The organism is Kitasatospora sp. NPDC004531 (assembly GCF_053602195.1).
In genome coordinates, this window is the sequence record NZ_JBSGDD010000053.1 from 44,932 (window position 1) to 53,364 (window position 8,433).

At 72.5% G+C, this 8,433-nt stretch carries 8 protein-coding genes; 6 read left to right on the plus strand and 2 right to left on the minus strand.

The window, feature by feature from the left end; genetic code table 11:
* The first annotated feature begins 23 nt into the window (after positions 1–23).
* Positions 24–653: a Wzz/FepE/Etk N-terminal domain-containing protein gene (locus ACWEMJ_RS21325; RefSeq protein WP_452138654.1), complete on the plus strand. Its 630-nt coding sequence runs from the start codon at positions 24–26 to the stop codon at positions 651–653.
* Positions 650–1,825 (plus strand): GNAT family N-acetyltransferase, encoded by a 1,176-nt coding sequence (locus ACWEMJ_RS21330; RefSeq protein WP_452138655.1) that lies wholly within the window; start codon positions 650–652, stop codon positions 1,823–1,825. The genes ACWEMJ_RS21325 and ACWEMJ_RS21330 overlap by 4 nt, the downstream gene beginning before the upstream one ends.
* On the opposite strand, the gene ACWEMJ_RS21335 is transcribed toward ACWEMJ_RS21330, so the two are convergent.
* Together ACWEMJ_RS21335 and ypfJ are read right to left on the minus strand one after the other, a co-directional pair.
* The gene (locus tag ACWEMJ_RS21335) at positions 1,802–2,875 is read right to left on the minus strand and encodes a glycoside hydrolase family 26 protein (RefSeq protein WP_452138656.1); all 1,074 of its coding nucleotides are present in this window, start codon (positions 2,873–2,875) and stop codon (positions 1,802–1,804) included. The two genes, ACWEMJ_RS21330 and ACWEMJ_RS21335, sit on opposite strands and share 24 nt — an antisense overlap.
* A 122-nt stretch (positions 2,876–2,997) precedes the next feature.
* Entirely contained in the window at positions 2,998–3,885 is an 888-nt protein-coding gene (ypfJ, locus tag ACWEMJ_RS21340) for a KPN_02809 family neutral zinc metallopeptidase (RefSeq protein ID WP_452138657.1), read from the minus strand.
* Positions 3,886–4,074: 189 nt separating this feature from the next.
* Here ypfJ and ACWEMJ_RS21345 point away from each other — a divergent pair, with 189 nt between their 5' ends.
* From ACWEMJ_RS21345 to ACWEMJ_RS21360, 4 genes are all read left to right on the plus strand, one after another.
* Positions 4,075–4,986, plus strand: coding sequence for a hypothetical protein (locus ACWEMJ_RS21345; protein WP_452138658.1), 912 nt, complete (start codon positions 4,075–4,077; stop codon positions 4,984–4,986).
* 122 nt (positions 4,987–5,108) lie between these two features.
* The gene (abc-f, locus tag ACWEMJ_RS21350) at positions 5,109–6,707 is read left to right on the plus strand and encodes a ribosomal protection-like ABC-F family protein (protein WP_452138659.1); all 1,599 of its coding nucleotides are present in this window, start codon (positions 5,109–5,111) and stop codon (positions 6,705–6,707) included.
* A gap of 329 nt (positions 6,708–7,036) precedes the next feature.
* Entirely contained in the window at positions 7,037–7,270 is a 234-nt protein-coding gene (locus ACWEMJ_RS21355) for a helix-turn-helix domain-containing protein (protein ID WP_043912348.1), read from the plus strand.
* 263 nt (positions 7,271–7,533) lie between these two features.
* The gene (locus ACWEMJ_RS21360) at positions 7,534–8,334 is read left to right on the plus strand and encodes an enoyl-CoA hydratase/isomerase family protein (RefSeq protein ID WP_452138660.1); all 801 of its coding nucleotides are present in this window, start codon (positions 7,534–7,536) and stop codon (positions 8,332–8,334) included.
* Positions 8,335–8,433: the final 99 nt, after the last annotated feature.

The following is an 8,433-nucleotide window of genomic DNA, read 5'->3' on the forward strand; positions in this document are numbered from 1 at the left end:
CCCTCGTTCCCTGGAGCCCTCCGATGCCCGATCTCCGCCCCCGCGCCCGCGCGCTGGCCCGCCGCTGGTGGCCGCTGGCCGCCGCCGTCCCGCTCGGCGCGGCGGCCGGCGCCGGCTACGCCCTGGTCTCGCACCCCTCCTACGCCTCCTCCGCGTACGTGGTGGTCGTCCCGCAGGCCCCGGGCGAGAACGCCAACGCCGTCAACTTCGCCCAGGCGTACGGCCGGCTCACCGGCCAGCCGCAGGTGCTGCTCGGCGCCGCCGCCGAGACCCACCACTCGGTGGCCACGCTGTCCGAGCTGGTGCGCGGCACCACCTCCCCGGACGCCCCGGTCATCGAGATCACCGGCACCGGCCCCCGCCCGGAGGACGCCGTGGAGAACGCCGGCGCGGTCGCCCGCTCCCTGATCGCCTTCGGCAACGCCGGCAGCAAGGAGACCGGCGTCAAACTGGTCCAACTCGCCGCCGCCGCCGAACCCGACGCCCCCACCTCGCCGTCCGCCGCCCTGGACACCGCGGTCGGCGGCGCCGCCGGCGTCCTGCTCGGCGCCCTGGCGATGCTCACCCGCCGCAGGGCCGCCGCCGCACCCGACCCCGCCACCGTCCTCCCCGCCCAGGCCGAGGCCTCCCGCTCCGAAGGGGTGTACCGGTGAAGCTCCGCCAGCCGACCGCCGCCGACGCCCGCGTCCCCGCCCAGGCCGCCCGCCCCGCCACCGACCGCTGGAGCGCCGAAGTCCTGCGCGGCGACGACGCCCTGGAGCTGGTCGCCGAGGAGTGGGACGACCTGCACCGCCGCTGCTCCACCGCCACCGCCTTCCAGGCCGCGCCCTGGCTGCGCTCCTGGTGGCAGAGCTACGGCCGGCCCGGCGCCCTGGTCGTGGTGCTGGTCCGCCGCGACGGTCGGCTGGTCGCCGCCGCCGCGCTGCGCCGCCGCGGCCCGTTCGGCGGCCTGACCAACCTCGGCGCGGGCCTGGTCGACTTCACCGACGTGCTGCTCGACGACGAGTGCGCCGACCGGGCCGCCGCCGAACTCGCCGCCGCCCTGCCGCTGCGCCGCCCCTGGCACAGCCTGGATCTGCGCGAGGTGCACCCCGAGGCCGCCGTGCAGCGGGTGTTCGCGCACTGGCGCGGCCGCCGCCACCGGTTCGCCGACTCGCTGTGCCAGTACCTGCCCGCCGTCCCGATGGACGAGCTGCTCAAGCGGCTGCCCGGCAAGACCGCGCAGCGCAGCCGGGTCAAACTCCGCAAGATCGCCCAGGCCGGGGTCCGGGTCCACTCCGCCACCGCCGACGAAGTCCCCGACACCGTCGCCGAGTTGCTGCGCCTGCACCGGCTCCAGTGGCAGGACCGCGGCGTCACCCCCGAACACCGCACCGAGCGCTTCGCGAACCACCTCACCGAGTCCACCACCGGACTGGTGGCCACCCGCCGGGCGGCCATACACCGCTTCGAGCTCGACGGGGAACTGCTCGCGGTCAACCTCGTCCTGCTGTGCGCCCCGTTCGGCGGCCTCTACATGTACGGCGCCCACCCCAAGCTGCGCGAACGCCTGGACATCGCGGGCCTGCTGTTCGGCGCCGCACTGGACGAGGTGCGCGCCGCCGGGATCCCGCAGCTGAGCCTGCTGCGCGGCCAGGAACCGTACAAGCAGCGCTGGCGGCCCGACCAACTCCCCAACCAGCGGCTGGTGTTCGGCCCCGGCCGGCTCGCCCCGTGGGCGGCCGCCCGGGCCCTGCGGGTGCGGGCCAGGATCGCCGCCGTGCGGCTGCTGCGGACCAGGCTGCCGAAACTGAAGGAGAAGCTAGTGCGCGCCAGGCTGCGCTGACGACCCGGCCGCCCCGGCCGAGCCGGACATCAACTGCCGATAGACCGCCGCCGACTTCGGATTGTCCTGACACTGCCAGAAGCCGTGCGGACAGTAGTCGGTGACGGTCTGGTAGGCGGTGTCGTGGGTGCGCATCCACTCCACCATCCGCCGCACGTACTCCGGGTTGTCGCCGTTGCGGAACAGCCCCCACTCCGGGTACGAGACCGGCTTGCCGCGCTTGGCCGCGAACTCCACCTGGTCCTGCAGCCCGTACGGCTCGGTGACGAACTCGTCGAAGGTGGCGCCCGCGGGCATGTCGTAGCTGTCCATCCCGAGGATGTCGACCACGTCGTCGCCCGGGTAGCAGCGCGTCCACGGAATCGCGTCCAGCCCGCGGGTGGGGGTGAAGTCGAAGACGAAGCGCTGCCCGGGCACCGAGCGCATCACACCGACGATCCGCCGCCAGTACGCCTTCCAGCCCGACGGGTCGGGCTTGCAGCGCGAGGTGTAGGTGACGCCGTTCATCTCCCAGCCCAGGGTCAGCACGGTGTCGGCGCCGCCCAGCGCGACCAACTTGCGGGCCAGCCGCAGGAAGTGCTGGTCGAACTCGCCCCGGTTGCCGCGCGTCAGCAGGGCGGCCACCTCGTCGTCCGGCACGTTGCCCTCGTTGGGGACCAGCATCGGCACCCCCAGCACCAGCCGCCGGGTCGGGTCCGCCTGCCGCCACTGCGACCACAGGCCGAGCACCGCGGACTCGCCCTCGACGTCCTGCCAGCCGTTGCCCGCCAAGTAGGTGTGGCCGACCTGCATGTTGGCGTTGTTCAGCCAGGACGCCATCCGCGCGATGTTCGGGATGTACTCGTTCCAGGAGCCGACGAAAGCTCCGAACGGCACCTCGTGCAGCGCCCGTTGCACCACCGGGCGGGGCGCGGCGCCGCGCGGCTGGATGGCCTCCGAGGAGAGCGCCGCATGCCGCTCGGTCTGGCTGAGCGGCGTGCCCGAGGGCACGCTCGCGGTCGTCATCAGCAGCAGAGCGGCGGCAGCCAGGGTCAGACGGCCGAGGCGCATGGGCTCACTCCGAACAGAGATCGGTGACAACTCCGGTCTTTGGAGCCTAACCTGACAGACCATCAGAAATGACGCAGGTCACCCCATCGAGTCATCCGTGCCCCGCCGCCGTGTTCGAACGGTCAGCCGAAGGTGTTGCACTTCGCCGGATCGCCGCTCCGGTAGCCGGTGGTGAACCACTGGGTGCGCTGCGCCGAGGAACCGTGCGTCCAGGTCTCCGGGTTGGTGCCGCCGGTGGCGCGCCGCTGGATCCGGTCGTCGCCGACCGACTCGGCGGCGTCCAGCGCCCGGGCGATGTCGTCGTCGGTCAACTCGGTGATCAGCGGGCGGCCGGTGGAGGCCTGCGGGGTGGTGGTGGCGTGGTGCGTCCACACGCCCGCGTAGCAGTCGGCCTGCAACTCCAGTTTCACCGAGGCGCTGTCCGCGCCCTGCCGGTCGTTGCCGACCTTGTTCATCGTGCCGAGCAGCGTCTGCACGTGGTGCCCGTACTCGTGGGCCACCACGTACGCCTCCGCGAACGGGCCGCCCCGGGCGCCGAGTTGGCGGGTCATGTCGTTGAAGAAGCCGAGATCGAAGTAGGCCTTGTGGTCGCCCGGGCAGTAGAACGGCCCGACCGCCGAACTCGCCGGGCCGCACGCGGTCTGCACCCGGTCGGTGAACAGCACGGTGGGCGCGGACGAGTACTGCTTGCCGCGGCTTTTGAACTCGCCCTGCCAGTAGTTCTGTACGCTGTTCACCACCGCCAGGATCCGGCAGTCCTGCCGCTGGTTGGCGTCCGCGCCGGTCCTGCACGTCGACCCGAGCTGCCCCTGGTCGCCGGCCGGCCTGGCGGCCGGCCTGCCCTGCGGGTCGGAGGAGCCGAACAGGCCCGGGTCCAGCCCGAACACCAGCGCCACCACCAGGCCGAGGATGCCGACCGCGCCCCCGCCGATCGCCAGCCCGCCGCCCGGGATGCCCCGGCGGTCCTGCACCTGCGAATCGTCGAGCTGCGCGTCGTCGTCGAATTGCATCCCTGTCTCACCTCTGTAACAGTCCACCGGCCCTTCGAAGCCGTACCCTAACCGGCCGCCCCGGCCCGGGAGCGCCCGGCAGACGCAGGTCGGACACGGTGGCGTCGGAACCGGCCAAGGCCCTCCGCGGCGGCGTGGCGCGTTCGAATCCAGCTGAATTCCGTCAGGGACGGACGGTACGCTCCGGCCGTGTCCTTCAATCCGCTGCGCAGTCTGTCGCCCCGATCGGTCCTGCCCGCCGCCGCCGCACTGCTGGTCCTCGCGGCCGGCGCGGCGGCGCACGCCAACCGCCCGCAGCCGTTCGGGGACCAGGTCCTGCCCGGCGCCGCGGCCGTCAGCCCGGTCGGCGCGCAGTCGGCCGGCGCCGGCGACCTGGAGCTGAGAGTCGGGCCCGGCGTCGAGGCCTTCTCGCGGAGCACCGGCGAGCACCTGTGGTCCTACCGCCGCGACAACAGCACCGCGCTCCACCTGACCATGACCGGCGAGGACGCGGCCGTGGTCTGGGACGACGGCATCATCACCTCGGTCAACCCGGCCGACCACTCGGTGCGCTGGCACCGCGGCGTCCCCGGCCTGGCCGACTGGCTGCGCGCCGACGGCGAGGCCGGCGAGGCCGACCGCACCGACGAGCAGCGCCAACAGCTCGCCGTGCAGCGCGCCGCGACCGTCCTGCACCCGTCCGCCGACCCGAAGGCCGACGCCTTCGTGACCGTCGTCACCCCCGGCCTGCTGATGGGCTTCCGCGACCGCGACGGCGACCTGCGCTTCAACTCCCGCCCCCCGGCGGGCTGCACCTTCGACCCGGCGCGCACCGCCCAGAGCGACGACGCGGTGCTCATTCCCCGCGTCTGCCCGCCCACCAACAACGCCGGCGCCCGCCAACTGCCCGGCGGCGTCATGGTCTTCTCCCTCACCGCCCCCGGCAACTTCCTCAACACCGGCCCCGACGTGACGATGCGCGCCCTCGACGGCCACCGCATCGCCATCGACGACGGCCCGGTGATCGGCACCTGGGTCTACGACACCACCCGCGGCGCGCGGGAGAGCAACTGCGGAACGGCGGTGCCGTTCGCGGCGGTGGCCCCGCACTGCGAGAAGTGAGACGGAGGTACCCCCAGGCGCCCCCGGCCGTGCTCCCCCACCCCTGAAAAACGGTTCGCGCGCTCCCGTAGACTGAAGCGAATGGCTGAGTGCCATACCCACGTCTAGGAGTGACCCCAGCCATGATTTCCGCGAACGCCCTGGAGCTTCGTGCCGGTGCCCGCATCCTGATCGAGTCGGCCAGCTTCCGGATCGCCCCGGGCGACCGGATCGGGCTGGTGGGGCGCAACGGCGCGGGCAAGACCACGCTGACCAAGGTGCTCGCCGGCGAGGGGCTGCCGGCCGGTGGCACCGTCACCAGCTCCGGCGAGGTCGGCTACCTGCCGCAGGACCCGCGGACCGGCGACCTGGACGTGCTCGCCCGGGACCGCATCCTGTCCGCCCGCGGCCTCGACACCGTGCTCAAGAAGATGCGCGAGAACGAGGAGCGGATGGCCAACGGCAAGGGCGCCACCCGCGACAACGCGATGAAGAAGTACTCCCGGCTGGAGACCGAGTTCCTCACCAAGGGCGGCTACGCCGCCGAGGCCGAGGCCGCCACCATCGCCGCCGCGCTCGGCCTGCCCGACCGCATCCTCGGCCAGCCGCTGCACACCCTCTCGGGTGGTCAGCGCCGCCGCGTCGAGCTGGCCCGGATCCTGTTCTCGGACGCCGACATCCTGCTGCTCGACGAGCCCACCAACCACCTCGACGCGGACTCGATCGCCTGGCTGCGGGACTTCCTGAAGACCTACAAGGGCGGCTTCATCGTCATCTCGCACGACGTCGACCTGGTCGAGACGGTCGTCAACAAGGTCTTCTACCTGGACGCGAACCGCTCCGCCATCGACATCTACAACATGGGCTGGAAGCAGTACCAGCAGCAGCGCGAGGACGACGAGAAGCGCCGCAAGCGCGAGCGCGCCAACGCGGAGAAGAAGGCCGCCACCCTCAACGCGCAGGCCGACAAGATGCGCGCCAAGGCCACCAAGACGGTCGCCGCGCAGAACATGGCCCGCCGCGCCGAGAAGCTGCTGTCCGGCCTGGAGCAGGTCCGCCAGTCCGACAAGGTCGCCAAGCTGCGCTTCCCCGACCCGGCCCCGTGCGGCAAGACCCCGCTGACCGCCTCCGGGCTGTCCAAGTCGTACGGTTCGCTGGAGATCTTCACCGACGTCGACCTGGCCATCGACCGCGGCTCCCGGGTCGTCGTGCTCGGCCTCAACGGCGCCGGCAAGACCACCCTGCTGCGGATGCTGGCCGGCGTGGAGAAGCCCGACACCGGCGAGGTCGTCCCGGGCCACGGCCTGAAGATCGGCTACTACGCCCAGGAGCACGAGACGCTCGACCCCGAGCGCAGCGTGCTGGAGAACATGCGCACCGCCGCGCCCGACACCGACCTGGTGCAGATCCGCAAGATCCTCGGCTCCTTCCTGTTCTCCGGCGACGACGTCGACAAGCCGGCCGGCGTGCTCTCCGGCGGCGAGAAGACCCGTCTCGCGCTCGCCACCCTGGTGGTCTCCAGCGCCAACGTGCTGCTGCTCGACGAGCCCACCAACAACCTGGACCCGGCCAGCCGCGAGGAGATCCTCGGCGCGCTGCACTCGTTCAGCGGCGCGGTCGTCCTGGTCACCCACGACGAGGGCGCGGTGGAGGCGCTCCAGCCCGAGCGGATCATCCTGCTCCCCGACGGCGTCGAGGACCTGTGGAGCCCCGCTTACCACGACCTGGTGTCGCTCGCCTGAATCCCGCGTAGACGCCGGGTCGGCCACCGGTACGAGAAGAACTGGTCGTCCGTCGAATTCGGGAACACCCGGGGCCGTGCGTCCGTTGGCTCTGTACCCCCGCACCGCCGCCGCCCGGTCCGGCTCCGCCCGGCCGGGCTGAGCAGCGGATTCGCTCGCCGGCACGAATCGCGGAGGGGCGCGCACACCCTCCGTGAGCGCCCTGGTGCGCTGCGAACACCACCGGCCGAGCCCGCTTTCGCGTGACGGACCTTGTCGAATGGGTGGCCAGGAGCCTTGCAATGGGTGATCATGGGAATCTGACTGATCACCTCTACGAGGAGGCACGGGTGGCCGAGACTCTGAAAAAGGGCAGCCGGGTGACAGGCGCCGCGCGTGAAAAGCTCGCGGCCGATCTCAAGAAGAAGTACGACTCCGGCGCGAGCATTCGCGCCCTCGCGGAGGAGACGGGCCGCTCCTACGGGTTCGTCCACCGGATGCTCAGCGAGTCCGGAGTCAACCTCCGCGGTCGCGGCGGCGCCACCCGCGGCAAGGGCAAAACGGCTGCGGCCGCCGGTTCCTGACGGCCCATCAGCTCCGGCGGACGGCGCTCGAGCAGCCCGCCGCCCTTGTTGCACCAGTACGCTGCTCGCCAATGCACGACGTTCCACACGGATCGGCGGCCGGGTTCTCCCGAGCCGCCGACCGCCGTTTCCGGGCCGGTGCGCCCGGCAATTCGCGGGTATTGCGCCGGCATTCCTGTACGTGGATCCGGCGCTTTGTTACTCTCCAGTAGCCCGTCGGGGTCGACGGGCGTACCCGCCCTGTCGCTGGAGGTAGCACCGCCATGACCACCCACATCCCCGACGCCGACCGCACCGCGTGGGAACAGGCCGGCGTCCGCCTCGACCTGGCCGGCGAACTCGCCACCGTCACGCTCTGCGACCCCAAGCGGCGCAACGCCCAGACCCCCGCGATGTGGCGCGCCCTCGCCGCGATCGGCCGCGCCCTCCCCGGCACCGTCCGGGTGGTCCTCCTCCAGGCCGAGGGCTCCTCCTTCTCCGCCGGCCTCGACCGCGCGATGTTCACCCCCGAAGGCATCCCCGGCGAGACCGGCTTCCTCCAGCTGGCCGCCTCCGCCGACGCCGAACTGGACGCCACCATCGCCTTCTACCAGGAGGCCTTCACCTGGTGGCGCCGCACCGACCTGATCTCCGTCGCCGCCGTCCAGGGCCACGCGGTCGGCGCCGGCTTCCAGCTCGCCCTCGCCTGCGACCTGCGGGTCGTCGCCGAGGACGTGCAGTTCGCCATGAAGGAGACCTCCCTCGGCCTGGTCCCCGACCTCACCGGCACCAAGCCCCTCACCGACCTGGTCGGCTACGCCCGCGCCCTCGAAATCTGCGCCACCGGCCGCCGCGTCGGCGCGGAGGAGGCCGTCGCCACCGGCCTCGCGAACGTCGCTGTCCCCGCCGCCGAGCTGGCGGCGACCGCGACCGACCTCGCCGCCGCGCTGCTGGCCGCCCCGCGCAACGCCGTCATCGAGACCAAGGCCCTCCTCCAGGGCGCGGGCGACCGCACGTACGACCAGCAGCGAGCCGCGGAGCGCGAGGCCCAGGCCCGCCGCCTCCGCGACCTGGCGGGGGCCTAGCGGGAATCTGGGGGCGCGGGGAACTGCGCGAGGCGGAGGGTACCCATCCGCAAGATCGCGACGCAGGACAATGACCTGCACTTGATCGCGACCTTGCGG

Bases quoted from the DNA above. Each gene is read 5' to 3' on its own strand.
- ACWEMJ_RS21325 (WP_452138654.1), top strand. From the start codon at position 24: ATGCCCGATCTCCGCCCCCGCGCCCGCGCGCTGGCCCGCCGCTGGTGG.
- ACWEMJ_RS21335 (WP_452138656.1), bottom strand. From the start codon at position 2,875: ATGCGCCTCGGCCGTCTGACCCTGGCTGCCGCCGCTCTGCTGCTGATG.
- ypfJ (WP_452138657.1), bottom strand. From the start codon at position 3,885: ATGCAATTCGACGACGACGCGCAGCTCGACGATTCGCAGGTGCAGGAC.
- abc-f (WP_452138659.1), top strand. From the start codon at position 5,109: ATGATTTCCGCGAACGCCCTGGAGCTTCGTGCCGGTGCCCGCATCCTG.
- ACWEMJ_RS21360 (WP_452138660.1), top strand. From the start codon at position 7,534: ATGACCACCCACATCCCCGACGCCGACCGCACCGCGTGGGAACAGGCC.